This window comes from Flaviflexus sp. (genome assembly GCF_041440645.1).
Lineage (GTDB): Bacteria > Actinomycetota > Actinomycetes > Actinomycetales > Actinomycetaceae > Flaviflexus.
On the sequence record NZ_JASDVN010000049.1, the window covers coordinates 1 to 26,277 of the forward strand.

Below are 26,277 nucleotides of genomic sequence, written 5' to 3' on the forward strand. Positions count from 1 at the left end.
CGTTTCATGCCACGACGCGCAAAACGCCCGCTACACACTCAATTATGAAGAGCCTTCAAACTTCCGGCACCGGCCCCTCTCTTGCTGGAGAAGCGATTTGCCTGTGAAACGAAGCAAATGGGCTTAGGGCCAGACTTGGTTTATAGATCAAACCTCTCGATGGAAAGGCTCAGACGTTCTCTCGTGCCGTGATGATGACCTTCAGGTGCTCGCCACCGCGTGCCGCATCGAACGCCTTGTCCGCCTGGTCGAGGGGATAGGTGGCGGTGATGAGGGGTGAGAACAGCTCGGGCTGGCTTCCGAGAAGATCGAGTGCCTCCTGACAGTCCGCATTGTTGTTGGCGGTGGACCCGGTGACGATGAGTTCGCCGTAGTGAACAAGGTTGGCGTCGAGCGGGATCTCGCCCTTTCCAGAGGGGAGGCCGGCAAAGAAGTTGATGCGGCCACCGACTGCGGCCGACTTCAGAGCGTCAGCGAAGACGGATGCCTTGGGGGTGGCCACAACAACGGCGTCAGCTCCATTGCCATCGGTTACTGCCCTGACCTGTTCGGAAAGGTCTCCCTCCCTGGGATCGATCGTGACGTCCGCTCCGAGCTGGGCCGCAACTTCCCTGCGCTTCGGGGAAGTCTGGGAAACGATGACCTTGCCGACGCCGCGGTGCTTCGCAATGAGGAGGGCAATAAGTCCAATGGGTCCCGCACCGCAGATCAACAGAGTGTCATCAGGTCCCACACCCAGGGGACGGAGCCCTCGCAGTACTGCCGCAATCGGTTCTGTGAGTGCCGCGACCGTGAGGTCGAGACCGTCGGGGACGACGAGAAGATTGCCATTCGCGATCGTGGAGGCGGGAACGACGGCCCTATCGGCATAACCACCATCAAACGTCAGTCCGAAGGATTCGTAGTTTTCGCACAGGTTCTGGAAGCCGCGCAGGCAGGGCCTACACTTACCGCAGGAAATATTGGGGGCGATGGCGACTGCTGTCCCGGGCTCGTACCTGCCATCGCCCGAACGATTCTCTCGTACGATGCCGACGGACTCGTGGCCGGGGATGCGGGTGGTGCCGGGAGGGAAGAAGCGGTGCTCGCCGCGAGCAATCTTCAGGTCCGTTCCGCAGATGCCGTTCGATACAAGGTCGACAAGGAGTTCCCCGTGACCCGCCACGGGATCGGGTCGTTCAGTAACGTGAAGTGTGCTGTCACTTTGGAACTCGTAGGCGAGCATGGATACCCCAACTTGGAAGGACGGATAGGTCTGCTGGTTACGATACCGGGGAGCGGCCTTGACGGGGTCCCCCTTGGGTGGGTTTCCTCCTCATTCGTCCCCATGTTGGCCCAAACCGCTCAAATATTGCGGGTTTCCCAACAGTAGTTGAACCTCGAGTTTCTAAAGGTTCAATGACGCGTGAATCCTCGGTCTCCTATTGAGAAGCGCGCCACCTCCGAAGGTTTCTCAACCAGACATGGACGATACTTGTAGGAGATCGTTTGTCGGATGCTAGCTGGAGAGAACTGAATGACTGAGCAAATGTGGGACACGATTGAAGCTGCCGAACAGGGTGTTCGGCTGGTCGTGTGCGACATGGACGGGACCTTGCTTGATGGGAATGGGAACATTCCTGACGAGTTCTGGGGTTTGCTGGATCGAATGATCGAACGGGACATCGTGTTCGCCCCTGCCAGCGGACGTCAGTACGCCACGTTAAAGAAGATGTTCGGTCACGAGGATCAGATCCGCACCTACATCTCCGAAAACGGCACCGCTCGTCAAGCGGGACGACAAGATCGTGTCGACCACGCCGATCGAACGAGCCGACTACCTTCAGGGAATCGAGATCATCCGCAGCATCGACTACCGCGATGCTGGAGTTGTCATCGGTGGCGCTCATGGCGCCTACGCGGAGCGTAAGGACGCACCATTTGTTGAGAGGATCCGGACTTACAACCGCGACCTCAGGCTTGTTGACGACCTGACCGAGGTTGACGATGACATGCTGAAGATGGCGATCTTCGACTTTGATGGAGTCTCGCAAAGAATCGTGGATGATCTTTCAGTTCTTCCCAGCACAGCTCAGGTCGTCATCTCGGGCGAGTACTGGATCGACATCATGTCCGCGGCCGGCAATAAGGGCAAGGCCGTCACCGACCTCCAGAAGGCTCTTGGAGTCACACCGGAACAGACCGTCATCTTCGGTGATTACCTCAACGATCTGGAAATGATGGATCGTGGCACACTGTCGTTCGCCATGGAGAATGCGCACCCCACCATCAAGGAAACTGCACGCTACATCGCTCCCGCCAACACCAAGTACGGAGTCCTCAGTGTGCTCAGCATGCTGCTTGACGTCTAGGCATAGCCAAAACAACTGAACCGGAGGGCGCCCATTTGGGGGTGCCCTCCACGGATCGACTGCGTTTGGAAGCTAGCTACTCCGCCCGTCTCGAGCGTGGAGGTGCAGTCGTGTTTCGAACGATCAGCTCAGTTGGAACCAGAACTCCGGGCTCCTGCGACTCGAGGTTAATTGCCTTGAGCCGTTGGACGGCGCGCTCTGCCGCAAAACGCGCAAGTTTTTCAGTGTTCTGCGCAACCGTTGTGAGGTCGACATAGAATCGTTGTGAAACCTCGGAATCGTCGAAGCCGACGACAGACAGGTCGCGAGGGATCGAGTAACCGGCTCGGATGCAGTAATCGATGATTCCGAAGGCGCAGCGATCGTTGAAGCCGATAATCGCATCTGGAAGCTGATTGCTGTCGATCAGGTGCTGCGCGAGCCTTGCGCCGCCCTCTTCGGATGCTTCTGCGGCATAGACGCTGGGGGTTAGGCCATGCGCTTGGAGGGCTTCCACAAAGGCGAGTTCACGGGTTGTCGCGCCAGCATCACCAGGACTGTTAGCGAGCCCTATGTTCTTGTGGCCCAGTCCAATGAGGTGATCGACGGCCTGATGAATACCAAGAGAATCGTCTGATGATATCCAGTCGTAGGGCGGATCAAGTTCCTGAGCGACAGAGATGACGGGGATATCGCCGACTACGTCCCTGATGTCGGAGGTTGTCAGTCGCGGACCAAAAATGATGATGGCGCCACATCGATACGCCACGAGTGAGGAGAGAGCGCTCTTCTCGTCGCGAGCGGATGAGGTTGGGGAAAGGACGAGCCCGGTCTCTGTTCCGTCGACAGCGACATAGAGTTCGTCGAGTAAATGGTGGTGAAGAGGCTGAGATGTCTGGAAACACACGCCGATATCCAAGGACTTATGGCTTCGCAATAGTCGTGCGCGCTCATCGAGAACATAGCCGATCTTCTTGGCCGCGGCGCGCACGCGCTCTCGTGTTTCATCGGATGCTCCTGGAGCATCGCGGAAGACAATGGAAACCAGGGCTGGTAAAACTCCTGCTTCTTCGGCTACGTCCCTCATGGTTGGGCGCCGTGCCCCCGGTTTTCTTGACATGTCTCAAGACTAGAGGATTCTACGAGATTAGAAGTTGCCCTTGCGGGCGGAGCGGGCACCGGCTATTGTGGCTATAATGTTCTAGTAGAACGTTATAGTTCAGCTCAGCGTTGAGAGGAAAGCAATGGTTGATATTGCTGTAGTCGGTACCGGAAGGATCGGCACGCACCACATTGGTGCATTAGTTAACGACGTCCAAGGTGCACGAGTCACTGCCCTTGTTGACACTGATATCGCACGTGCTGAGGAGATTGCTCGCACCTACGGTATCGATTGTGTGGCGGCCAGCCTTGGGGAGGCCTTCGAAAAGGTGTCCGTTGATGCAGTCGTCATCTCGACTCCGGTGGTTACTCACCTACCGTTGATCCGCACCGCTGCGGATGCGGGCAAGGCAATCTTTACCGAAAAGCCAATCGCTAAGGATGTTTCCGAGGCCCGTGAGGCAGTGGACGCGGCTACACAGGCGGGTGTCATTTTCCAGGTTGGGTTTAATCGTCGGTTCTCCGAGTCGTGGGCACGTGCTCATGACAACGTGGCAAGCGGAGTTGTTGGTGACGTTCAGCGATACCACTCGATTACTCGCGACCCGGGTCCTTACCGAGGTGACCCTGCGAGGACCCCACTTGGGACGATCTTCAAGGAAACTCTGATCCATGATTTTGATACGATTAATTAGTTCATGGGAGACAGCAGGCCGGTCTCCGTGTTTGCGAGCGCTGATGCTCTAATCCGTCCTGAAGCCAAGGACAATGGATTCCTCGACTCTGCAGTCGTCGTAATCAAATACGACAACGGCGCGATTGCAACAGCGGAGGCGTCATTTAGCGCAGCCTACGGCTACGATCTACGTGGCGAGGTGTTTGGATCTCGTGGAATGATCCAGATGGGGGAGCCGACCAATACAGTTGCCCGAACTTTTACTGAGGCCGGACTTGTGGTTCCTACCGACGGTACCGATACGTCTCGCTACCACGAATCCTACGTTGCTGAGTTCGACACCTTCTGCCGACGAGTGACTGGCGAAGATCTTCCGTACCCGAGCGGGGAAGATGGCATCCTCGCCCAGGCCATCTCGGACGCTGCACAAGTGTCGGTTTCAGAGTCACGTCTCGTTCGTCTGGAGGAGGTCCTGTGAATACGCCATTTACTCTCGCCGTCTGCGCGGAAATGCAGTTCACCGACCTGCCTTTCATCGAGCGAATCAAGAAGATCCACAGCTATGGAGTTGCAGTGGAGTTGTGGAACTGGACCGACCTGGATCTCCCTGCCATTGCCGAGACCGGAGTTCCCATCGAGTCAATGACCGGGTACATTTCTGGCAATTTGACAGACGATAACGGAATCGAGGCATTCCTCAAGTCGGCCGCGGAGTCGGCACGAGCATCGAAGATTCTCGGCAGCCCGAGACTGAACTTTCACGGCACAGGTCTTGGGGAGGGAGGAATTCCAGTTGATCCTGTCGATAAGGTGACGGGAAGGATGTGGGCTAAGGCGGCTCTCACCCTGGAGAAGCTTGCTGGCATTGCTGAGGAACACGATGTCATCTTCGAGATGGAGAATCTGAATCTCGCCGTCGATCACCCGGGTACACCCTTCTCCCACCCTTCGGACATTTTGAGTCTGCTGGGGGCCGTCGGTTCGGACAGATTGAAGATCAACCTCGATCTCTACCACGCGCAGATTGGAGACGGTAGCCTCATTGATACCTGCCGCGAGGCGCTTCCATTCCTTGGTGAGGTGCAGGTCGCAGACGTTCCTGGTCGCTGCGAACCATCAACAGGAGAGATCAACTACCGAAACGTCGGACAGGCACTGGTAGACATGGGATATCGCGGCACGATCGCGCTCGAGGCGTGGGCCAAGTACGATTCTGATCGCGCAATCACGACCTTCGTCGACACCTTCTCAAACCTGAAGGAGAGTGCGAAATGAACGTGGAAACCAAGCCAGCTACAAGTAAGCCGGTTAGGAAGAAGAACATCGACCTCGTCGTTGGGATCGCAACTCTCGGTGCCCTTGCCTTTGGCTTCGACACGGGCGTTATCTCCGGAGCGCTCCCGTTCATGGAGTTGCCGTTCTCCGAGGGTGGTCTCTCGCTCGATGCGACCCAGGTCGGTGTCGTGACCTCGTCGCTTGTACTCGGTGCGGCCTTTGGCGGCCTACTGTCGGGCCGCATGTCTGACTCGATTGGTCGAAAGAAGACGCTCCTGATCATCGCGGCTCTGTTCACAATTGGGGCTCTTGGTACGTCCTTGGCGCCAAATGTCTCTGTCATGGTGACATTCCGAGTCATTCTCGGGCTTGCTGTTGGTGGCGCCTCAGCAATCGTCCCCGTGTTCATTGGCGAACTTGCTCCGACTGATCGTCGCGGAGCACTCGTGGCACGCAACGAACTTCTGATCGTGACCGGCCAACTTCTTGCCTATACAACAAACGCAATCATTGCGACCTACTTCCCCGACGATCACCACACGTGGCGCTACATGCTTCTCCTGTGCACAATTCCGGCGGTGGGCCTCTTCATCGGTTCTTTCTATCTGACTGAGTCTCCCCGTTGGCTCATCGACCAGAACCGGGACGGTGAGGCAAAGATGGTACTTTGGCAGCTTCGGACGACCCGCGAAGATGACAAAATCGAAGCGGAACTACAGGGGATCAAGGACCACTCAGAGAAGATGAGGGAGCAGACCTCCGGCTCGTTTAGTGATTACATGAGGGTCCCGTAGATTCGGAAGATCGCCATCATTGGTATCGCCCTCGCTTTCCTGTCGCAGATGACGGGTGTCAACTCTGTCATGTATTACGCTCCATCCATCCTCATCGATACTGGACTTGGTACCAACGCTGCCATTGTCGCAACCATTGGCAATGGTGTCGTCTCGGTTGCGGCTGTTGCGATTGGTTCGATGGTTCTGCTTCCGCGGATGAAGAGAAGGCCGATGCTTCTGACCGGACAAATCGGTGTCACCGCCTCGTTGTTCCTCATGGGCGCGACCTTTACTTTCATGCCGGAATCAACCGCTCGAAGCTACCTGGTCCTCGCGTTCATGATGTGCTTTCTTTTCTTTATGCAATGCTTCGTTGCGGTGATCTTTTGGCTCATGCTTGCTGAGATCTTCCCGTTGCGCGTACGTGGCAAGGTAATGGGAATGGCGGTTTTTGCTAACTGGTTCGCAAACTTCCTTGTCGCTCTTGTCTTCCCGCCACTCCAGGAAGCACTCCATGGCAAGACATTCTTCATCTTCGCCTTCATCAACTTCCTCACGATCTTCTTCTACTGGAAGTTCATTCCCGAAACGAAGGGCAAGTCCCTGGAAGAGCTTGAAGAGCACTTCCAGAAAACTCTGGCCTAACACTCCTCTAAGGCTGGAAATCGGCGGTGGCGCAACCTCACAACATGCGCCACCGCCTCCTCTTGTCTGCATGCAGTCTGCTGTTGTAAGTCGCGGCCAAGGCAAGGGACGTCGTCACAAACGAAGAGTGGCATCCCGGAGGGGATGCCACTCAACGGACGACACGTCAATCGAAAGGAATAGAGCTCTGACGTTTAGGTGGTCTTACTGGAGCGAAACCGTGACCGTATCACCTCCAAAGATGTTGCTACTTCCAAGGAGAATGGCATCAGGTGTTGCATCGGCAGGAATGTCGTAGAGAAGGTATCCCTCGAGAGTCATGCCGGGGTTGACGTCCTCGTAGACTATGGCGTCGTCACCCATGTAGATCGTGTCGTCGGAATCGGAGTGCTGACGGTTCTGCTCGTCGACAAGGACGTGAGCGCCAGCCCTGAATGTGTGAGCCTCGTTGTCGACGTTGGTGGCGGAGATGTGGACTACCACGTACTGTCCGGATGCGTCACGGGAGCCGTACTTGCCCTGGATCGACGATAGTCCGGACTCGACTGAGGTGACCGTGATGTCAAAACCGTCGTTGTTGACGACGTCGCCAACTCCGGGAGTTTCGGGTGCGGCTTCCTCGGTCTCTTCCGGTTCTGCCGCCTCTTCCGTGGTCTCCTCCTCTGCGGCCGGTTCTGCCTCGTCAGCATTGTCAACAACTGCAGAGTCGTCAGAGTCATTGCTGTTGTTGCCGGTGTTGCTGCTGGTGGTCGATGAGCTACGTGGCTCGGAGTCGCCATCCCCTCCGCCCGTGGCGGTGATGACGATCATGGCGATAAAGAATATGAGAATTGCGGTTAAGAACTTGTGGCGAGCGAACCAGCTCTTCTTCTGAACCGGGTAGGGGTACTGGGGTGCTTGCTGTGACATTGTGTCTCCTTGGTGCTGCGAACTTGATGACCCCAATCTATTTTTTGGTTCCCTTCTTACACATCGGCCATGTGGCCATACTTCTCTGACCGAAAGGATGAGGCCCGGGTAGTAGCGGCAAACTATGCTTGTTCGCATGATGGCTAAGAACTCGTCTACCGAGGCGCGAGGGGGATTCTGGGAGAATATTCGGTACTACGTGCTGACCCCCATGGCGTGGATCTTCATCCTTGCATTTGGTGCCTCCACCTGGACCGGTGAACAGGGTGAGGACGCAACTGGAAACATTCTCGTCACTTTCTACGGCGTGCTTGCCATCATTGCCGCCATCTACGCCTGCTACCTCATCTCGCAGCGACGAGACGACATTAGAAGCGTTGCCAACAAGCTGGCCATCATCGAGATCCTGTTTCCCATCGGTCCCGTTCTCGGCATCGCACTACCCAGGTACATTCACACTCAGCCAGCTCGCGACGGGCGGCGGATGACCCTGATCTACATCGTCAGCGTTGTCGTCATTGCTGCACGTGAAATCTTCCTGCTGCCGACGTCCTTCCTTGGCACCATGGCCTTTAGTTCTCGTGACGAAGCCGCTGGAATCACCGACTATTCCACCATCGTGCTCCTGCTCGTCATCACCACCCTGGTCCCCATCTGGATGGGCTACAACCGCCGCACCAAGGACGTCATCGAGGAGAAGGAACAGGTTCTCGAGCAAAAGGAAGAACAGCTTGAGGTCACCTCCGATCGCCTCAGGGAGCAGGAGAAGGCGGCCGAGACGATTGAGAACGAGCTCGTTCGTAAGGAAGAACGAGAGGCCATCGCTCGGGAAATTCACGACACCCTTGGCCACAATCTTGCTCTCATCAATCTCTATTCCGGTGGTCTTGAGCTCATGGTTGAGGACGACGAGGCGAAGGAACAGGCCAGCCAGATCAGGAAGTCAGCCCAGCAGGCTGTTGACGAGTTGCGCTCCGTCATTCAGATCATGAGAGACGGGGTGGGGGAGAACGGCATCGGCCAGCAGAGCTTCACCCTGACTGAACTCGATGAGGTGATTGAGAACGTGCTCTCGGCGGGCCAGCACGTCTCCTCTAACGTCATGATCTCCAACCCAGAAACAGCGCCCGATGTCCTGACGAAGGCGACGTACCGGATCATCCAGGAACTGCTCACCAATGCCATGAAGCACTCGCCAAACGAACTCGTACGCGTGAGAGTCGTGGGCAGCCCTGAATCAGGGCTCTCGATCAAGGTCACCAACCCGATGAAACAGACTGGTTCTAGAACCTCGCAAGACTCCGAACCCGGAGGTGATCATCGGGGCGGAATCACCGGCATCCGGGAGCGCGCCGAAGCTCTCGGTGGCACGTTGAACGTAAGCACCGCGGGAGGCGTATTTGCTGTTGAAGCGTGGTTGCCGTGGGGGAACTGAACAGTCCGACTAGACTAGGGACTTGTGACTGACCCGCGCCCCATCCGCCTGCTCCTCGTTGACGACGATCAGTTGGCACTTCATGGCCTGTCCCAGATCATTAAGTACGGAGCCAAGGACATCGAGCTCGTTGGAGCGGCGAGCGATGGGGGAGAGGCAGTTGATGCTGCCCTCATGCTGAAGCCCGACGTCATCCTCATGGATGTCCTCATGAAGAAGATGAATGGCATCGAGGCGACAAGGCGCATCAGGCAGCAGAAGAACCCGCCCGAGATCGTCATTCTCACGACCTTCGATGCGGATGGGGAACCGATCAAGGCGGCCGAGGCGGGAGCCAGCGGGTTCCTCCTCAAGTCCGAAGAACCTACCGCGATCATTAGCGCCATCCGCTCCGTTGCTGCCGGCGAGGGAGCACTGTCCCCGCGCACGGCACGGCAGATGGTGGGGCACGTGCGCTCGATCGCGGCCGACCCTCAGGTCAAGCAGGCCGTGGCTCTGACAAAAACTTTGACCGAACGAGAGATCGAGGTTGCCAAGCTCGTGGCGGAGGGGCTCTCCACCAGCGAGATCGCCGATTCGCTCTTCCTTTCCACAACAACGATCAAGACGCACCTTGCCGCGATCCAACAGAAGTTTGGTGTCGAGAACCGCGTTCTCATCGCCGTCATCATGACCAGAGCGCAGTACTCCATCAAGCCGTAAGAAGCTTAAGGATTCGGATATTTTGCCCACGGCTTCGAATTGTTTCAAAGTTGATTTTGCGCGGAATTCACGCTCCCAGGTTCTCTGATTCGGCTCAAGTATTCCGGTGGTCCGCGGATGTGGAAAGGTCCAGAAAATGGCTAGTTGCCGCCATTTCCTCGGTGCGTTAGGGTGAGCATGTTCGAGTAAATTGAAAAGTTTTTTTAGGAGAATTTTATGAAGCTCAGCGCACGTAACCAGCTCAAGGGCACCGTCGTTTCCATCGAGAACGGCGCAGTCAACTCGATCGTCAAGATCGAGGTCGCTCCTGAGGTCGTTCTCACCTCCTCCATCACCAACGCTTCCGTTGAGGAGCTCGGCCTCACCGTCGGCTCCGAGGCATACGCAGTCGTCAAGGCTTCGTCGGTTCTCGTTGGCATCGACGACTAATTCAGTCCTTGCCAGCCGGGGCTAACAGCCCAGGCTGAAAGAATTCGGGAGAACAGAGATGTTTTCCTTTTCTTGCCCGTTCCCACGTTCCCCGGCGCATCAACGAGTGAAGGAGCTGAAGTTAGAACGGCCTATCCCGTAGGCACTGAGCAGGAGACTCTGACCGGGGTTCATGGGAGGATGGTGGACATGAGTCACGTTCCATTTCAGCCTTCGCCCAACCGCTACGAACAGATTCCCTTCCGCCCCTGCGGGGATTCCGGATTGCAGCTTCCGGCCATTGCGCTCGGACTCTGGCACAACTTCGGCGACGATCGCCCGTTCCAGACCCAGCGCGACATTGTCCGCCGCGCATTCGACCTTGGAGTCTTCCACTTCGACCTCGCAAACAACTACGGGCCACCCGCAGGTAGCGCCGAGGAGAACTTTGGTCGGATCCTCAAGAAGGATCTTGCACCCCTCCGTCACGAACTCATCCTGTCGACCAAGGCGGGATGGAACATGTGGGACGGTCCGCACGGATTTGGTGGGTCGCGCAAGTACCTGCTGACCAGCCTCGACGAGTCCCTGCAGCGTCTCGGAACCGACCACGTCGACATCTTCTACCACCACCGCCCCGACCCGGACACTCCGGTCGAGGAGTCGATGCTGGCGTTGCACCACGCCGTCACCTCGGGCAAGGCCCTCTACGCCGGCATCTCCTCCTACTCGGCCGAGGCCACCAAGGAAGCCGCTGCGATCATGCGCGACCTGGGCACGCCGCTTGTCATCCACCAACCCTCCTACTCGATGCTCAACCGCTGGATCGAGGACGGTAATCCGTCGCTCCTCGAGGCCGCCGCTGACCAGGGCTTGGGAGTCATCGGCTTCTCCGCCATGGCGCAGGGCCTGCTCACGAACAAGTACCTGAACGGCACCCCGGAGGGGTCACGCCTCGCCAACGGCAGGGTCAACAAGGACTTCTTCACCGAGGAGACCCTCAGCCACGTCCGTGCCCTCAACGACGTCGCCGAGAGCCGCGGCCAGACCCTGGCTCAGATGGCGGTGGCATGGGTGCTCCGGGACCAGGGTGAGAAGACCCTGACCACGGCCCTCATCGGAGCCTCCTCCGTGCAGCAGCTTGAGGACAGCGTTGGTGCTGTGCAGAACCTTGAGTTCTCGGACGAGGAACTTGCCACGATCGACGAGCACGCCGTCGATTCGGGAATCAATCAGTGGTGGGGAGCAACCGCTTCCCGCTAGACCGCGCAGGAAGCGCCTACAAAGAAGCGGAAATCACTAAGCTCCTGCCCAAGCCTCTGCGTGCCCTCCCGTGGTCGACTCTGAGATTAATTCGAGGTCCGGAACTGCTGGAGGGCACGCCCACACGCAGAGCAGGAAGATGGACGAAAGGTAGGCACATGGAGGAAGAACGACGAGGCTTTGAACCGGAGCCCTCTAACCTAGCGTCGGGACCGAGGGGCCGTCATTTCCTCTACCATGCTGCCGCCGCGGGGGACCCGAGCGGTGAGCTGCACCGGGCCATGTTCGACCTCACGGCACGTATCCACCCAGACGATGGCAGCTTAGTTGTGTTCTCGTTGCCCGCACCGAACGCTGGGTCAACCTCCCGGCTCTCTGCGGCTTTCAGCTCCCTCTCTGACAAGCTCAGTCGCCTCCGACACTCGCGCAGGAAGGATACTCGTGTGCGACCGGTTCCATCGTGGAAGGAAGGCGTGGAACCAGAGAGCACTCTCATGACGCCTGCTGGAATCGCGAACACCATTGATGGGCTCTCTGCGATGACGACGGAGAGCCTGGTCGAGGCACTAGCCGAGTCAGTCACCTCCGCCATGTACTGGCAGGAGCCGGACATGACCGATGTGATCCTTGAGGATCGAACGATCGTTGATGCACTCGCACGCTTTGCGGAACGGTCCGGACTTGCAAATCTGGATCTCGAAACGCTCTCACAAGGCGAAGAGCGAAGCGTGTGGTGGCGGCACGATGACCCAGATCTTGATCGGGAAAGAGACCCGATTCCAGCAGAGCAGATTCTCGACACGTGGCACCGGAACAAGCTGGCAGAAGTCGAGGATGCGGCACGAACCCGCCCAGACGATCCGACTGCCAACTGGTCGGGATCGTGGAATTCGACCCCTCCCTATCGGCTGACGAACAGTAACAGGTTGCTTCCCGATGGCACTCCCGCGGCCCTGACCTATGTCGAGGACGGGCCGATCTCCGATCGCGCAACTACTCATACGGTTGATGGAGATGCCGCCACCTACCTCATCGATTCGGACGAGGATTGGGTCCGTTTGTGCGACCAGTATCCGATGGTGGTGACGGCGGCGGTCCGCCATGACTGGTATCGGGTGACGGGACGCGACGGAGTGTGGATCATTCCCGACTGGCACGCGGTCTCCAAGGACTGGGGCGCCGTGAGGCTCACCGTTCACGGCTACCTCACGTCCGCGACCAAGGCGATCCCGGTGCGTGGAGGAGCGAGCATGATCGCAGGCTGGAATCCCGGCGAGACCTACTGGCTCACGGACGTAATCGAACGTGATGGCGTTGATTGGGTCTCAACGGGCGAGAGCTGGAAGCCTATCGAGTAGGGCGAAGGTGCACTCTCTTTGCTCACGGAATCTTCCGTGCTTCGTTGCTTGGTCCTGCACAAAGGTCAAAGCCTTGCTTCTGCTGAGGCCAATTTCGTGGTGAGGATTTTCCTGGTGAGGGCCTAGAGACCTGCTTTGATCCCGGGAATGGCATCGCCCGGGGCATCGTCAATCACGCTGACGCTCGTGGCTCCGAGCCATCCCGCCATGCGCACCAGTTCGCTGGCGAGTGCGCGGTCGGTTTCCTCGCTCTCGTAACCGGGTTCGTACCATGCTCCCTTGATAAGCAGAGTCTGGGACTTCCTGTCGAGAGCCAGATCGGCCCGCGCCGGGATGGTTCCGTTGTGGAGGAGCGGAAGCGAGTAGTAGCCCTTCGTGCGCTTCGGTGCGGGAGTGTAGATCCCGATCCGGTAATGCAGGCCGAAGATCGCATGCGCTCGATCTCGTTCGAACACGAGGGGATCAAACGGGGACAGAAATGTTGTGCCCCTGACTGATCTCGGAATGATGGTGGAGGCGGGGATGATGTGGTCTTTGAGGCCCGCCACCTGGACCCACTCGGCTCGCCCTTCCTTCACCATGGTGTCGAGGACAGGGCGAACATCCTTCTGATTGAGTCGGAAGAAGTCAGCAACTGTTGCGGGAGTTCCGATCCCGACCTTCTCGAGCGAGATCTCGGTGAGTTCCCTGATCGCGGTCTCCCGATCGCTGGGAGGAATGGAGTTAACCGGTTCGGGTAGCACCTTCTCGGTCAGTCCGTAGATGCGATGGAAGTGGTGGGTGCGTCCCGCACTCGTCACCCGATCCTCGTCAAACAGGTTTTCCAGTACCACCTTGACCGAGTTCCTGGACCATGCGTGGTCAGAGGTGACAGCGAGCAGGTCGAGCTCCTCGTCGCTGAGTTCCTGTTGATCGATCCACGTCCCGACCTCCTGCGAGGTGGCGGGGGAGTGCGAGACTCTCTCGAGAACGCGGGACTTGAGTAAGGGGGCTCCCGGGTGTTGGTCAAGCCTGTGGCTCGATCCCCACCGACGGGTGAAGCCAGCGAGGTGGCGGTGGGTCATGGGTGGGACGAAGCAGGCCTCGTGGCCCCACTGCTCAAGAATGAGCCGCGGCCGCTTCGAGAGCGCCTGATCGAGAAGTGTCGTGTCGTAGGGGCCCAGCCTAGAGTAGAGCGGAAGGTAGTGTGCGCGGACCAGAATATGGACCGTGTCGATCTGGAGCACTCCCATGCGCTCCACCATCTTCCCGATGTCACGGCGCGTCCGTGCCGAATACGAGCCGTCGAGATGTTGGGCGCGAACCGCGATCCTCCGTGCCTGGTCAATACTGATGGTGCGCACAAGTACTTCCCTTCACGTAACGTTGACATGGAGTTTACGGCACAGCTGGGTCACAGTCGCTGGCGAATCTTGCCGCGGTTGTTGTCATCTGGGCTATCAAAAGGGTGCGATCTTCGAGCCATGGCTCCGATCAAGCACAAGGCGATCGGAACAGCTGTGAAGCTGACGAATAGAACAGCCCGATCGTCAATATAATCTGACGGCTCGTTTTGCTTCTAGGGTCTGCGAACGGCGCTGGTTTCCAGGGGGGACTGCGGGTGGACCTGGCGGCAGCGGTTTAGTCGGTGCTTTCCTCCGCGACAGACATGTTGGACTTGTCGGAGTGATGCTCCGTCTTGCCGGAGTGGTTCTCGGCCTGCTTGATCTTGCGTCGCTTGGCGGCTGCTCGGTTCTTCTTCTTGAGCGGACTCGTGAAGTTGTAGGAGAGGGGCTCGCCGTTCTTGCGGTACAGGTGGAACAGCTTGGTGCGATCAAGTCGCTTGTATTCCTTCTCCTGGTAGTCGAAGACGGGCAGGCTCCACTTGAAGTAGATCGCGACGATGCGGATCAGGAAGATGGTCAGGAGCGTCGAGATGATGATGATTTCTTCGTTGACACCGAGCTCCTGGAGACCCAGGTACATAAGAACACCGGCCGGGACCACAGATGCGTACAGTTCCTTGTGGAACACGAGGGGGATCCGGTTGCAGAGAATGTCTCGAAGCACGCCACCCATGATTCCCGTGATGAGAGCGGCGATCAGGGTGACGACGAGGCCGTAACCCATTTCTTGCGCCACGCGAACACCGAACACCGCGAACACTGCGAGACCCACGGAGTCGAGCACGAGGAACAGGACGCGGAAGTGCTTCATGAGAGATGACGTGAAGACCGTGATGAGGGCCGCGACCGTCACGATGACGATGTATTCAGGATGAGCTACCCAGCTCAGGGGGTAATGACCGAGCAGCATGTCGCGCACTGAGCCGCCGCCGAGTGCGGTCACGTTGGCCACCATGATGACACCAAAGAGGTCCATCTTCTGTCGTCCCGCTGCCAATGCGCCAGTCATCGCCTCGGCGGTAATGCCGATGATGTAGAGAACGGTCAAGAGCATGAGAACTCCTTGAAAGCTGAGATGGGGCCACCCAAGTGTAGGACTCGCACGTGCCGCGTGTGGAGAGTGTCAACCTGCTTAGGGAGGAGTCTCACGCACGATGATCGCTCTGAACCGGGCCAACTCAATTTTGTCCGATTATCGAGATCTCTTGGACTGGGGAGAATAAGTTGATACTTTAACGACATCGCAAAAATGCGATGTATCGAACACGAGGACAAACTATGTTGTCATTCCTCCATACGCGCACCGCTCCCGCCAACGGGATCTTTTCGGTTGCCTGTATGTGTTGTTCGTGCTGTCGAATGAACTAGCGGCACCAGCGCTCGACGACTGAGCGCATCCTGAGGCTGTCTCTCCCACGTTTTAGACGCACACCTATACCCATTGGTAGTTCCCTGCCTTGTTCAGGGCGTTCCATACCCAATTCGTGGTCATCTTCGACATCTCAGGGTGCCTTCACTTAACCCTTTTCACCCCCATACCTGGAGACAACTATGATTATTACCGGTCTACTACTGGGACTAGCCCTAGGATTTGTGTTCCAGCGAGGCAGATTCTGTGTCACGGGAGCCTTCCGTGACGTGTGGCTTTCGGGATCCACCCGCTGGCTCACCGCCTTCCTCGTTGCCATTGCCATTCAGGCGGTTGCCGTCAACGGCATGATTGCCGCCGGCTGGATCAACCCGAACATTCCCACGCTCGCGCTCGCGGCCGTGGTGGGCGGATCCTTCATCTTCGGAATCGGCATCGTCCTCGCCGGTGGCTGCGCCACCGGCACCTACTATCGCAGCGGTGAGGGCCTCATCGGCTCCTGGATCGCCCTCCTCTTCTACGCAATGAGCGCGTCCGTCATGAAGTCCGGCCTCGGAGCCGAGTTCACGGCAAGCCAGCGTAACGAAACCCAGGATGCTGTCACCATCCACGACACCCTCGGCATTTCCGTGTGGGTCCTCGTTGTCCTGTTCGTTGCTCTCGTTGGCTACCTGCTGGTCCAGCAGACCCGCAAGGCCAAGGCCCCGATCGCGACCCTCCCGGCCAAGAAGACCGGCCTCGCACACCTCCTCTTCGAGAAGAAGTGGACCCCCAACGCAACCGCCGTTGCCGTTGGTCTCCTCGCGGCACTCGCGTACCCGCTGTCGCAGGCCACTGGCCGCAACGCCGGCCTTGGCATCACCACCCCGTCCGCCAACATCGTCGAGTTCTTCGCAACCGGTGACACCACCCTGATCGACTGGGGCGTCATGCTCGTCCTCGGCATCATCCCCGGCTCCTACATTGCTGCCAAACTGTCCGGTGAGTTCCGCCTGAGGGCACCGGATGCTCGCACCTCGGTCCGCGCGATTGCTGGCGGCACGCTCATGGGTACCGGCGCTGCGCTCGCGGGCGGTTGCTCGATCGGCAACTCGCTCGTCCAGACCGCTCTCTTCTCCTGGCAGGGCTGGATTGCGCTCCTCTTCACCTTCCTCGGTGTTGGTTTCGCGGCCAAGTTCTTCGTCCAGACCCACAAGAGGGCAGGAGCCGTGGCCTGCGAGGTTCCGCAGGTTTCCGCAGTCAACTAACCCCATCACTCAGTAAGAAACGAACGTAAGCACAGAAGAAACGAAGGAATAGAAGTATGGTTTTTCTCAAGCTGAAGAAGGAACCCAAGGCACCCCCGGCACCCGTGGAATCGACCGGTCCCGCCAAGAAGTATCGCCTCGACACGATCGGGCAGGTATGTCCCTTCCCGCTCGTTGAGGCCAAGCAGGCAATCAAGCCTCTAAACCCGGGTGACGAACTGCAGATCGATTTCGACTGCACGCAGGCCACGGACTCGATCCCCGCATGGGCGTCGGAGAACGGTCACGCAGTCACCGACTTCCGTCAGATTGACGAAGCAACCTGGTCCATCACCGTCCAGAAGGCCTAAGTCCAAAGACCGCAAGGAAACATGCAAAGAGACATTTCTCCTCAGAAACATCGATGTGGAGATGTCGAAGGAGAAACAACGAAGAGACGTATCCGAGGGAAGACAGAGAACCCGAGGAACAATAATCCCGTCACCGCCACATATGGGGTCGCATGAGCTCATTTGAGTGATGGGGACCTGGCCGGGAAGGCGATAGTCCGGCTGGGAGGTGGGGAGCGTAGGCTCCCCACCTTTCTTGTGTCCGGGTTGCTTTCTTCAGTTCAAGATCCTCCGGCAAATCCCGTTTGCGACTCGTGAAAGGGCCACGTACTCGACCACGTGTCAGGAGTTGTTCGAGCGGTGTCACCCGGAGTGCGGTCCACCTTTGAATACCAATGATCTGTTTGGAATGCTGTTGCTTGCTCCACGGCTGACATCCCTGTGAGTACTATCATGAGCGGTACAGGTAACAAGGAGTCATGAACAAGGTGATGGCCAAGATAACCTAGATTGTGTAGTTTTAGTAGGTTCAACAATTTCTGAGTTGCCCCGCAGCGTGCGAGCGAGGCGGGGACGTGAAGTGAGTATGCGCAAGCGGAAATCAAACGACATGGACATTCCAATGCAGCCGAAGGTGAACCCTGCCTCCGGCGCTCAGCTGTCTCTCGACGCTCGGCGCCCGCTTCAAGACCTGCGACACGGTGGGCTTGGTAGCTCCCACGGCAAGTCCATTCTCATGGGAGAGCATTCCGTGGTGTACGGGGCACCGGCAGTCGCCCTGCCGCTCCTCGATCTCCAAACCGCTGTCTCGGTGCGTGCCTCCGACACCGCCACGATCACCTCAGACCTCTACACGGGACCGCTAGCGAAGGCGCCCAAGGAACTGCGCCCCGTCATCACCGCACTTCGCGCGACCGCCAAGCACGTTGGCCTCAACATTGAGTCCTGCGAGATCGTCATCTCCTCAACCGTTCCCCTCGAGAGGGGCCTCGGTTCCTCCGCGGCAGTTTCGGCCGCCATGGTAGCCGCCGTCAGCAACGCAGCTGGCGTGAAGCTCAACCCCGATGATGAGTTCAATCTCGTTCAGATTGCCGAGAACGTCGCGCACGGCACCTCCTCGGGCCTCGATGCTCACACGGTTCGTTCCCTGACTCCGGTTCGTTTCCAGGGCGGTAAGCCCACCGACGTCCACGTGGCCACGCCCTTCACTTTCGTCATTGCAGACTCCGGAACGTCGGGTTCCACATCCGCTGCGGTCAACGGTGTGCGCATGCTCCGCGAGCAGAGCCCCCGCTTCGTCAACGGCATCATCGACAATCTTGCGAACCTTGCGGAGAACGCCATCGCCGCACTCGGTGAGGGAGATTCGAAGGGCCTGGGTGAATCCATGTACCAGGGCCAGGAGCAGCTGGCCCGACTCGGCGTATCTGCCCCCGCCCTCGACGCACTCGTGGAAGGCGCGATCAAGCACAGCGCTCTCGGTGCGAAGCTGACCGGTTCTGGGCTTGGTGGATGCGTGCTGATTCTCGCCAAGGACCACGACCACGCCAATGCGCTTATTGAGGAGATGCAGGGGGTGGGAGCCACCCGCGGATGGAAGACTTCCCTCGTGCCCTCGCACTTGGCTAGCGACTTCCAACACGACTCTGGCCTCGACGGCCTCTTCAACAACGAGGAGAATGTGTGACATCGACCGCTCGGGCTTACCCCAATATCGCTCTCGTGAAGTACTGGGGCAAAGCCGATGAGGATCTGATCCTCCCCGTGGCCGGGTCGCTTTCCATGACCCTCGACGACTATCCGACAACGACTCACGTGACCCTCGCCGATGAGGACCACTTCAATCTCAACGGAACAGACCAGGAGGGCAAGGTTTCAGCCCGCGTCTTCGCGTTCCTGGATCTCGTTCGGGATCTCGCGAGGGAACGGTGCCTTGATACCGCGAACGCGTCTGCCACTGTCACCTCTGTGAACGAGGGGCCGACCGCCGCCGGGATGGCCTCCTCCGCCTCGGGCTTCGCGGCACTCGCCGTTGCTGCCTCCAAAGAATACGGACTCGACCTGGATCTTCGGGATCTGTCTCGTCTTGCTCGCAGGGGTTCTGGATCAGCCAGCCGCTCCGTGATCGACCGCTTTGCCGTGTGGCACGCAGGGACCGATGAGTCCTCGTTCGCGGAGCAGATCGATGCTCCCGACATGGCGATGATCTCGGTTCCCGTGGCCACGGGCGAGAAGGCAGTGTCCTCCCGCCAGGGCATGGTCGCGACAGCGACCACCTCGCCCTTCTATCCCGCGTGGATCACCTCGACGGAGGAGATCCTGTTGGAGATGATTGCCGCCTGCCAGGCAGGCGACTTCACCACCATCGGTGAGATCGCCGAAGTGCACGCAACGCGGATGCATGCGGTGATTGGCGCCTCCCGCCCCTCGATCCGCTACCTCAACTCCGCCAGCATCGACGTGTTCGATGAGATCTCTCAGATGAGAAGGGACGGGCTCGAGGCGTACGGAACGGCTGATGCTGGTCCCAACGTGTTCGCCATTTCCCGGGTCGAGGACGCTCAGGCCGTGGCTGACCGACTCGCCCCTCTGACGCGCGACGGTGAGGCAAAGATCCTCTACCCGGGCAGGGGAGCGCACCTGCTGTCGGACGGTGAGGCATGATTGAGGCGAAAGCCCCGGGCAAACTCTTTATCGCAGGTGAATACGCAGTAGTCGAACCGGGACACCAGTCCGTTCTCGTTGCTGTCGATCGCTTCATCACCATCACCCTGACCCCGTCGGAGGATGCTGGTCGGATTCATTCCGCCGAGTACGGCAGGCTTCCCGTCGAGTGGCGCAGGGACGACTCCGGTCAGGTTGTTGCCGAAGACCACCCGTACGACTACGTCATGTCGGCGCTGTCCACCGTGGAGCGCCTGCGCGAGGAGCGCGGCATTGCCCCCGCCTACTTCGACCTCCACATTGAGTCAGAGTTGGACGACGCGAGCGGACACAAGTACGGTCTCGGTTCCTCCGGGGCTGTCGTGGTTGCCACGATCTCCGCGATCAACGACTACTATGAGCTCGGTCTATCGACGATGGACAGGTTCAAGCTCGCCATGCTCGCCACGATCGCCGTTTCCAAGCGCGCCTCCGGAGGCGACATCGCCACCTCGACCTTTGGTGGGTGGATCAGCTATTCCTCACCGGATCGGGATGCTCTTCTCGAGTACTCCGCCACTCATTCCGTGACCGAGTCGCTGTCGGCACCCGGGTGGGACGGTTGTGCGATTTCCACCCTGTCAGCACCCATGGGACTAAGGCTCCTGGTGGGATGGACGGGATCACCGGCCTCGACCGCAGCCCTCGTCGGTTCCGTGAAGAAGGCAAGCCCGAAGGACAGCCCCCAATACTCCACGTTCCTTGAGCGCACCCAGACCTGCGTATCCGGACTCATTGCGGCTCTCGAAGGCGGCGATGTTCCCGCCTCCCAGGGCTTCCTCCGCAGGGTTCGTGAGAATCTTCTGCTCCTGCAGGAATCCTCCGGCATCGTCATCGAAACTGACGCGCTCACGGCCCTCTGCGACATTGCGGAGAGCCACGGTGCGACCGCGAAGCCGGCTGGAGCCGGTGGCGGCGACTGCGGCATCGCCTTCGCCGATCCGGCCACCGACGTTGCCGAGATCTGGCGGACATGGGAGGAGGCCGGGATCCGGCCCCTCGACCTTAACGTTTATTCCAAGGAGGATGCGTGAACGTCTCGTCCCGCAAGGAAGACCACATCCGCCTCGCTGCAGAGCAGCAGGAGAACCCGGTTCCGCACCGCGCCTACGACGATGTCTCCTTCATCCACCACGCCCTCGACGGCATCGACCGCACGCGGGTTGACCTGACGACCCAGGTGGGTCCCCTAACGTTTGCGGCACCGTTCTATGTGAACGGCATGACCGGTGGCACCGAGACCGCCATGATCATCAACCGGAACCTGGCCATTGCGGCAGCAGAAGCACAGATTCCGATGGCTTGCGGATCGGTCGGCATCGCGCTCGACTATCCCGAGACCGCGCAGTCCTTCACGGTGATCCGCGAGCAGAACCCGAACGGGATCGTGTTCGCGAACATTGGTGCCGGGCGGACCCTGGACGATGCGAAGCGGGCTGTGGAGCTCATGCAGGCCGACGGCCTGCAACTGCACGTCAACGCGGTGCAGGAAACGATAATGCCCGAGGGCGATCGGGACTTCTCCGGATGGCTTTCCCTGATCGAAGAGATTGTGGGCGGCCTCGACGTTCCGGTGATCGTCAAGGAGGTCGGTGCGGGCCTCTCCGCCAAGACGCTCCTCAAGCTCAAGGACGTTGGCGTGAGTATCGCCGACGTCGCGGGAGTCGGTGGCACCGACTTCGGAAAGATCGAGAACAACCGCAGGAGCGGGGGTCACGACGACTACTCGTACCTTCACGGCTACGGAAACTCAGCCGTCCAGTGCCTGCTCGATGCTCGTAGCGCAGGACTGCTCGGTGCCAGCGACTTCACCGTGCTTGCCTCGGGTGGGGTTCGTCACCCGCTGGATGTGGCGAAGAATCTTGCCCTTGGGGCTCGCGCCGTCGGTGTCGCGGGATCCTTCCTCAAGGTCGCGCTCCACGAGGGCCCGGATGCCATGGTCGAGGTGCTGCTCGCATGGAAGAGCAGGCTGGGGGAGATGATGGCGATAATGGGAGTCCCCGCCCCTGACCAGATGGAATACACTGACATACTAATTCGCGGTGAATCCCGTGACTTTGCCGAGGTTCGTGGAATCGACCTTGCTGGCCTTGCCAGCAGGAGCCAGGAGAAGGAATGAGCCAGTCCACCTATTCTGAAACGACAGTGACCGCAATCCCCACCCGGTGGGTTGGTCCGATCCGGTTCTCGGGTAACGCTGTCGAGGGAGAGATCGACGTTCCTCTCGCCACCTACGAGACGCCCCTGTGGCCAAGTGTTGGTCGCGGCGCCAAGGTGTCCCGACTCGTCGAGGGCGGCATTGTTGCCACCGTCGTGGACGAGCGGATGACCCGCTCGGTCATGTTCACCGCGAACTCCGCCGCCCAGGCACATCACGCCACCACGATCATCACCTCACGTTTCGATGAACTCGCCGCTGTCGTGTCCGCCGGATCCAGGTTCGCTCAACTGATCGAGATTCACCCCGAGATCGTTGGCAGCCTCCTGTTTGTTAGGTTCGCGTTCCGCACGGGTGACGCCTCGGGCCACAACATGGCGACCCAGGCCTCCGACTCCCTCATGGCCACCATCCTGTCCTGGGACCTGGGCCTGGGATACGGCTCCATTTCCGGCAACTTCTGCACGGACAAGAAGGCCACCGGAATCAACGGTGCCCTCGGGCGTGGCCGCAACGTTCAGGCCGACATTCTCATTCCCCACGATGTCGTGGCCTCCACTCTCAAGACCACGGCGGAGAAGATCACGGATCTCGTTGTCCGCAAGAACTATGTTGGTTCGACCATTGCGGGAGCGCTCCGTTCCTCGAACGCGCACTTTGCCAACATGCTGCTCGCGTTCTACCTGGCCACCGGCCAGGACGCCGCGAACATCGTTGAGGGCTCACAGGGTTTCACGTACGCGGAGAACCGCGAGGAGGGCCTCTACTTTGCGTGCTCTCTCCCGCACCTCATTGTTGGCACCGTCGGCAACGGCAAGCATCTTGAGCACGTCAACGTCGCCATGGAACGCCTTGGCCTGCGCGAGGATCGCGAACCCGGCGAAAACAGCAGGCGACTGGCCGCACTCATTGCCGGCACCGTCCTGTGTGGCGAGCTGTCGCTCCTGGCCGCACAAACGAACCCCGGCGAGCTCATGCAAGCACACGTTTCTTTCGAGCGAGGCAAGAACTAGGGGGTGGGACCCACCCCGAAGGAGAAGAACTCTTGAAAATCGGTATTCACGACCTCGATGTCGCGACCACGCACTTTGTTCTCAAGCTGGATTCCATGGCTGAGGCACTCGGCGTCGACCCGGGCAAGTACCACATGGGTCTCGGACAGGATGAGTTCTCTGTCCCGGCACCGGACGAGGACGTTGTGACCATGGCCGCTGAGGCCGCAACGAGGCTGCTGTCAAGGAACGACGCCTCGAAGATCCGCATGGTTCTGTTCGCAACTGAGACCGGCATCGACCAGTCCAAGGCCGCAGGCGTGTTCGTCCACGGCCTCCTCGGTCTTCCGAACGCCGTGCGCACCGTCGAGTTCAAGCAGGCCTGCTACTCCGGCACCGCAGCCCTCCAGACCGCAGTCAACCACGTTGCTCGCTACCCCGAGGACCAGGTTCTCGTGATCGCCTCCGACATCGCCCGCTACGCGGTCGACTCCGGCGGTGAGCCCACCCAGGGCGCCGGTGCGGTTGCCATGCTGATCGCAGCCGATCCGAGCATCCTCGAGATCGAGCCAGATTCCGGTGTCTACACGGCCGACGTCAACGACTTCTGGCGCCCAAACGACTCCTCCACCCCGTTCGTTGAAGGCAAGCTGTCCCTCGACGCCTACATGGATGCCACCCTCGGCGCGTGGGATGATCTCGTTGCTCGCCGCGGCATCGAAATCTCCGACATCCACCGTTTCCTCCACCATCAGCCGTTCACGAAGATGGCGAGGAAGGCACACGCGAAGCTCGCGGAACACCTCGGCGTTGAACTCGGTGCGGACCTCATCGAGGAGTCGATGACCTACAACCGCCGCGTCGGCAACTCGTACACGGCTTCCCTGTACTTTGGTCTCGTTGCTCAGCTTCAGGGCAACGACGATCTCGCTGGCAAGCGACTCGGCCTGTTCTCCTACGGTTCCGGGTCCGTCTCGGAGTTCTTCACTGGCATCGTCCAACCCGGGTACGCCGAGCACCTTCACGCCGACAACGTCGCGGAATCGCTTGATTCGCGCGTGGAGCTCTCCTTCGAGGAGTATCGCGAGCGCCACAACGCCTACGTTGGGTCCTCCGACAACAACGAGACCGAGAAGGTCACGGACGCTCCGTTCCGGTTCTCCGGCGTGATCGACCACGTCCGCCAGTATGAGGCGAACTAAGGCAAGTTAAGGGACCAACTTCCGGGTCTCCCGACAGAAAAGTCGGATCCGCAGGGAGACTGTCCGAAGATCCGTCGGATCCGCAGTAAAGAAGCAGTAATCAGGAGAGTGTCGCGGCGCCAATGGCGTCGCGACACTCTGCTTCTATCGGGACCTCAGACTTCCGGATTCTCATCCGGATAAGAGTCTTCCGGGAATGCCACCTTTCTTATCCGATGAATCTGGAGCCGGGTACGCCCTCGGAGGGCTGGACGACGACGAAGCCGGGGCCGTAGAAACCAAGCTGGAAGGACTCACCGGACCCGCGACCAATGAGGGAGCTCATCTTAAAGTCGTTCTTCAGGGTGGGAGTGAGGTTGGGTGACCAGCACACGGCCGCGTGTGGATCGACGTAGGTGGGCTGCTGGGAGCAGTCGAGAAGCATGGGAGGACCATCGCTTGTCACGGCGACGGTTCCACTTCCCTCAAGATAAAGGTTGAAGAGGCCACCGGCGATCACGCCAACGTTACCGATGGCGCGAATGTCCCACCGGAGCGACCCATCAAAGGCGAGGAGGCTACCGGTGTTAAGAGTGATGGCTTCACCTTCGAGTTCGATGAGGAAGATGTTGTGAGCCTGGCGGGCCAGGAACACCTCGCCCTCGCCCCGGACTTTCATGAGATCCCCACCCTCACCGGAGGCGATCTTCTTCAGCATTCTCATGCCGCCACCGGAGCCCTGATAGGCGAAGTCCATCTGGCCCTGGTAGGCCACCATGACGCCCTGGGCTGCGACGATCTCGGGGGAACCGGGATTCAGTCTGCACCGAAGCATCTTTGACGACTGCAAGCTCCATCGCTCGCTTGTCTGGTTTTCTTGGTTCTCTTGATTGAAAAGCGATGATTTCACGATGTCTCCCTCTGGGACTCCCGCTGCAGGAAGGCGGTGGTTGCGACCAGGGGACCGGGGTTCGGTCTCTTCTCCAGGTGTTGTCCCACCGCCAGGTTAGGTTGCCACCTTTGTATTCGCGAGCGGAGGGCTTGGGTAGTTCCTGAAACTCCCCACGCGGCCTGGCGTGGCGACGAAAGCGCAACGGTCGCGTGGGGAGAGCCTGTGGTGTTACTGATCGGAGCTGAGGCCGGTCTTCTGGATCATGGCCTGAACAGCCTTGGCGAGTTCGGCAGGGTTGTCGTTTGCCAGGAAGTGGTCACCATCGACCACGTGCACCTGACCATCGGGAAGCCCACCAACGATCTTCTCGATTTCGGCGCTACGAGCATCGTCCTTCGCTCCGTACAACAATGTCGTTGGGATCGTGAGCTTCGGAAGAGCAGTGTTCGTCGAATAGTGGTGTGCGGCCGTGAGGATTCCTCGGAAGCCGTCCTTATCGAAACCTGAGGGGATAGGAAGCATCTTCGAGGGTACGAAGCGCAGTGCCCGAAGGCGGTTGATCAGGGCGTCCTTGTCGGTGTCCTCCTGGACGCCGACAAGCACGAGACCAAGCACGTTGCCGTGGGTGGTGGCGTACTCGAGCGCAATCTTTGCTCCGATGGAGGTGCCAACGAGAACGACCTCGTCCACGCCGACCGCGTTCAGGTGGTCACCCAGGGTGCGTGCCGCCTCCTCAATAGAGAACGGGGAACCCGGGTCGCCAAGCTCGCCGTAGCTGATGAGTTTCGAGTCGGGAAAGTCCACCAGTTCCGATAGGCGCTGGTAGGTGGCGGGCTTTTCTCCCATGCCATCAATGAAAATGAGCTGTTGAGTCATGAGAGTGAGCATAGTGTGCGCTACATCATTCTCGTACGTATTCGGTATTTGTTCTCAAGATGTTTACTTTTCGCTGTCGCGTCGCGGATTGATGGCCACAGGGGAGCGCCTGCACTGTGGGTGCTAGTTGCCATGAGGTCTGAAGCGCCGGAGATCGAGTTCATGCCCCACCGAAGTGGCGCATGAACTGTGCCTTGAAGATTTCAGCTGAGACTGACTGCCGATATCGACTGAGGAGACTCACTGGCAAACACATCAGGAGAAGCC

24 protein-coding genes and 2 pseudogenes are annotated in these 26,277 nt (G+C 59.1%); 19 read left to right on the forward strand and 7 right to left on the reverse strand.

The annotated features are described in order from the left end of the window. Nucleotides 1–169: 169 nt before the first annotated feature. Complete coding sequence (locus QMB98_RS07060; protein ID WP_371684984.1) at nt 170–1,225, reverse strand: zinc-binding dehydrogenase; 1,056 nt, start codon at nt 1,223–1,225, stop codon at nt 170–172. A 357-nt stretch (nt 1,226–1,582) separates the two neighbouring features. Between QMB98_RS07060 and QMB98_RS07065 the strand changes: the two are divergent. Together QMB98_RS07065 and QMB98_RS07070 are read left to right on the forward strand one after the other, a co-directional pair. Beyond that, nucleotides 1,583–1,753 (forward strand): annotated as a pseudogene (locus QMB98_RS07065) (HAD hydrolase family protein); the annotation flags it as partial. After that, a complete protein-coding gene (locus QMB98_RS07070; protein ID WP_371685049.1) occupies nt 1,728–2,351 on the forward strand; it encodes an HAD hydrolase family protein in 624 nt (207 codons plus the stop codon). The pseudogene QMB98_RS07065 and the gene QMB98_RS07070, both read left to right, overlap by 26 nt. A 76-nt stretch (nt 2,352–2,427) precedes the next feature. On the opposite strand, the gene QMB98_RS07075 is transcribed toward QMB98_RS07070, so the two are convergent. Beyond that, nucleotides 2,428–3,450, reverse strand: coding sequence for a LacI family DNA-binding transcriptional regulator (locus QMB98_RS07075; RefSeq protein ID WP_371684986.1), 1,023 nt, complete (start codon nt 3,448–3,450; stop codon nt 2,428–2,430). A 124-nt stretch (nt 3,451–3,574) separates the two neighbouring features. On the opposite strand from QMB98_RS07075, the gene QMB98_RS07080 reads away from it, so the two are divergent. The 4 genes and pseudogenes from QMB98_RS07080 to QMB98_RS07095 all read left to right on the forward strand — a co-directional run bounded on the left by QMB98_RS07080 (nt 3,575) and on the right by QMB98_RS07095 (nt 6,803). Continuing rightward, nucleotides 3,575–4,126 (forward strand): Gfo/Idh/MocA family oxidoreductase, encoded by a 552-nt coding sequence (locus QMB98_RS07080; protein WP_371684988.1) that lies wholly within the window; start codon nt 3,575–3,577, stop codon nt 4,124–4,126. Between the two features lie 3 nt (nt 4,127–4,129). Then, nucleotides 4,130–4,585: a Gfo/Idh/MocA family oxidoreductase gene (locus QMB98_RS07085; RefSeq protein ID WP_371684989.1), complete on the forward strand. Its 456-nt coding sequence runs from the start codon at nt 4,130–4,132 to the stop codon at nt 4,583–4,585. Continuing rightward, nucleotides 4,582–5,382, forward strand: coding sequence for a TIM barrel protein (locus QMB98_RS07090; protein WP_371684990.1), 801 nt, complete (start codon nt 4,582–4,584; stop codon nt 5,380–5,382). The genes QMB98_RS07085 and QMB98_RS07090 overlap by 4 nt, the downstream gene beginning before the upstream one ends. Continuing rightward, nucleotides 5,379–6,803, forward strand: a pseudogene (locus tag QMB98_RS07095) (sugar porter family MFS transporter). Before QMB98_RS07090 ends, QMB98_RS07095 begins: the two are co-directional and overlap by 4 nt. Nucleotides 6,804–7,007: 204 nt before the next feature. On the opposite strand, the gene QMB98_RS07100 reads toward QMB98_RS07095, so the two are convergent. Beyond that, complete coding sequence (locus tag QMB98_RS07100; protein WP_371684991.1) at nt 7,008–7,712, reverse strand: DUF4352 domain-containing protein; 705 nt, start codon at nt 7,710–7,712, stop codon at nt 7,008–7,010. A 136-nt stretch (nt 7,713–7,848) separates the two neighbouring features. Here QMB98_RS07100 and QMB98_RS07105 point away from each other — a divergent pair, with 136 nt between their 5' ends. The 5 genes from QMB98_RS07105 to QMB98_RS07125 all read left to right on the forward strand — a co-directional run bounded on the left by QMB98_RS07105 (nt 7,849) and on the right by QMB98_RS07125 (nt 12,878). Further along, nucleotides 7,849–9,147 (forward strand): sensor histidine kinase, encoded by a 1,299-nt coding sequence (locus QMB98_RS07105; protein WP_371684992.1) that lies wholly within the window; start codon nt 7,849–7,851, stop codon nt 9,145–9,147. A 24-nt stretch (nt 9,148–9,171) separates the two neighbouring features. Then, on the forward strand, nt 9,172–9,849 hold the full coding sequence (locus QMB98_RS07110) for a response regulator (RefSeq protein WP_371684993.1): 678 nt from the start codon (nt 9,172–9,174) through the stop codon (nt 9,847–9,849). A gap of 216 nt (nt 9,850–10,065) precedes the next feature. Further along, nucleotides 10,066–10,278: a molybdopterin-binding protein gene (locus tag QMB98_RS07115; protein ID WP_371684994.1), complete on the forward strand. Its 213-nt coding sequence runs from the start codon at nt 10,066–10,068 to the stop codon at nt 10,276–10,278. 189 nt (nt 10,279–10,467) lie between these two features. After that, on the forward strand, nt 10,468–11,520 hold the full coding sequence (locus QMB98_RS07120) for an aldo/keto reductase (protein WP_371684995.1): 1,053 nt from the start codon (nt 10,468–10,470) through the stop codon (nt 11,518–11,520). Between the two features lie 473 nt (nt 11,521–11,993). After that, nucleotides 11,994–12,878: a hypothetical protein gene (locus QMB98_RS07125; RefSeq protein ID WP_371684996.1), complete on the forward strand. Its 885-nt coding sequence runs from the start codon at nt 11,994–11,996 to the stop codon at nt 12,876–12,878. Between the two features lie 122 nt (nt 12,879–13,000). On the opposite strand, the gene QMB98_RS07130 is transcribed toward QMB98_RS07125, so the two are convergent. Together QMB98_RS07130 and QMB98_RS07135 are read right to left on the reverse strand one after the other, a co-directional pair. Continuing rightward, nucleotides 13,001–14,221 (reverse strand): winged helix-turn-helix domain-containing protein, encoded by a 1,221-nt coding sequence (locus QMB98_RS07130; protein WP_371684997.1) that lies wholly within the window; start codon nt 14,219–14,221, stop codon nt 13,001–13,003. A gap of 277 nt (nt 14,222–14,498) precedes the next feature. Beyond that, nucleotides 14,499–15,317: a trimeric intracellular cation channel family protein gene (locus QMB98_RS07135; RefSeq protein WP_371684998.1), complete on the reverse strand. Its 819-nt coding sequence runs from the start codon at nt 15,315–15,317 to the stop codon at nt 14,499–14,501. 497 nt (nt 15,318–15,814) lie between these two features. Here QMB98_RS07135 and QMB98_RS07140 point away from each other — a divergent pair, with 497 nt between their 5' ends. From QMB98_RS07140 to QMB98_RS07175, 8 genes are all read left to right on the forward strand, one after another. After that, entirely contained in the window at nt 15,815–16,879 is a 1,065-nt protein-coding gene (locus QMB98_RS07140) for a YeeE/YedE family protein (RefSeq protein WP_371684999.1), read from the forward strand. Between the two features lie 56 nt (nt 16,880–16,935). After that, on the forward strand, nt 16,936–17,229 hold the full coding sequence (locus QMB98_RS07145) for a sulfurtransferase TusA family protein (protein ID WP_371685000.1): 294 nt from the start codon (nt 16,936–16,938) through the stop codon (nt 17,227–17,229). A gap of 601 nt (nt 17,230–17,830) precedes the next feature. After that, the gene (gene mvk, locus QMB98_RS07150; protein ID WP_371685001.1) at nt 17,831–18,895 is read left to right on the forward strand and encodes a mevalonate kinase; all 1,065 of its coding nucleotides are present in this window, start codon (nt 17,831–17,833) and stop codon (nt 18,893–18,895) included. Further along, nucleotides 18,892–19,872: a diphosphomevalonate decarboxylase gene (gene mvaD / locus QMB98_RS07155; protein WP_371685002.1), complete on the forward strand. Its 981-nt coding sequence runs from the start codon at nt 18,892–18,894 to the stop codon at nt 19,870–19,872. Before mvk ends, mvaD begins: the two co-directional genes overlap by 4 nt. Continuing rightward, complete coding sequence (locus QMB98_RS07160; RefSeq protein ID WP_371685003.1) at nt 19,869–20,945, forward strand: phosphomevalonate kinase; 1,077 nt, start codon at nt 19,869–19,871, stop codon at nt 20,943–20,945. The genes mvaD and QMB98_RS07160 overlap by 4 nt, the downstream gene beginning before the upstream one ends. Further along, nucleotides 20,942–22,030, forward strand: a complete 1,089-nt coding sequence (gene fni / locus QMB98_RS07165; RefSeq protein ID WP_371685004.1) for a type 2 isopentenyl-diphosphate Delta-isomerase — start codon at nt 20,942–20,944, stop codon at nt 22,028–22,030. Before QMB98_RS07160 ends, fni begins: the two co-directional genes overlap by 4 nt. Then, on the forward strand, nt 22,027–23,082 hold the full coding sequence (locus QMB98_RS07170) for a hydroxymethylglutaryl-CoA reductase (protein WP_371685005.1): 1,056 nt from the start codon (nt 22,027–22,029) through the stop codon (nt 23,080–23,082). Before fni ends, QMB98_RS07170 begins: the two co-directional genes overlap by 4 nt. Before the next feature lie 32 nt (nt 23,083–23,114). Continuing rightward, entirely contained in the window at nt 23,115–24,263 is a 1,149-nt protein-coding gene (locus QMB98_RS07175) for a hydroxymethylglutaryl-CoA synthase (protein ID WP_371685006.1), read from the forward strand. A gap of 208 nt (nt 24,264–24,471) precedes the next feature. On the opposite strand, the gene QMB98_RS07180 is transcribed toward QMB98_RS07175, so the two are convergent. Together QMB98_RS07180 and QMB98_RS07185 are read right to left on the reverse strand one after the other, a co-directional pair. Next, nucleotides 24,472–25,092 (reverse strand): AIM24 family protein, encoded by a 621-nt coding sequence (locus QMB98_RS07180; RefSeq protein ID WP_371685007.1) that lies wholly within the window; start codon nt 25,090–25,092, stop codon nt 24,472–24,474. 270 nt (nt 25,093–25,362) lie between these two features. After that, nucleotides 25,363–26,010: an alpha/beta fold hydrolase gene (locus QMB98_RS07185; RefSeq protein ID WP_371685008.1), complete on the reverse strand. Its 648-nt coding sequence runs from the start codon at nt 26,008–26,010 to the stop codon at nt 25,363–25,365. Between the last annotated feature and the right edge of the window lie 267 nt (nt 26,011–26,277).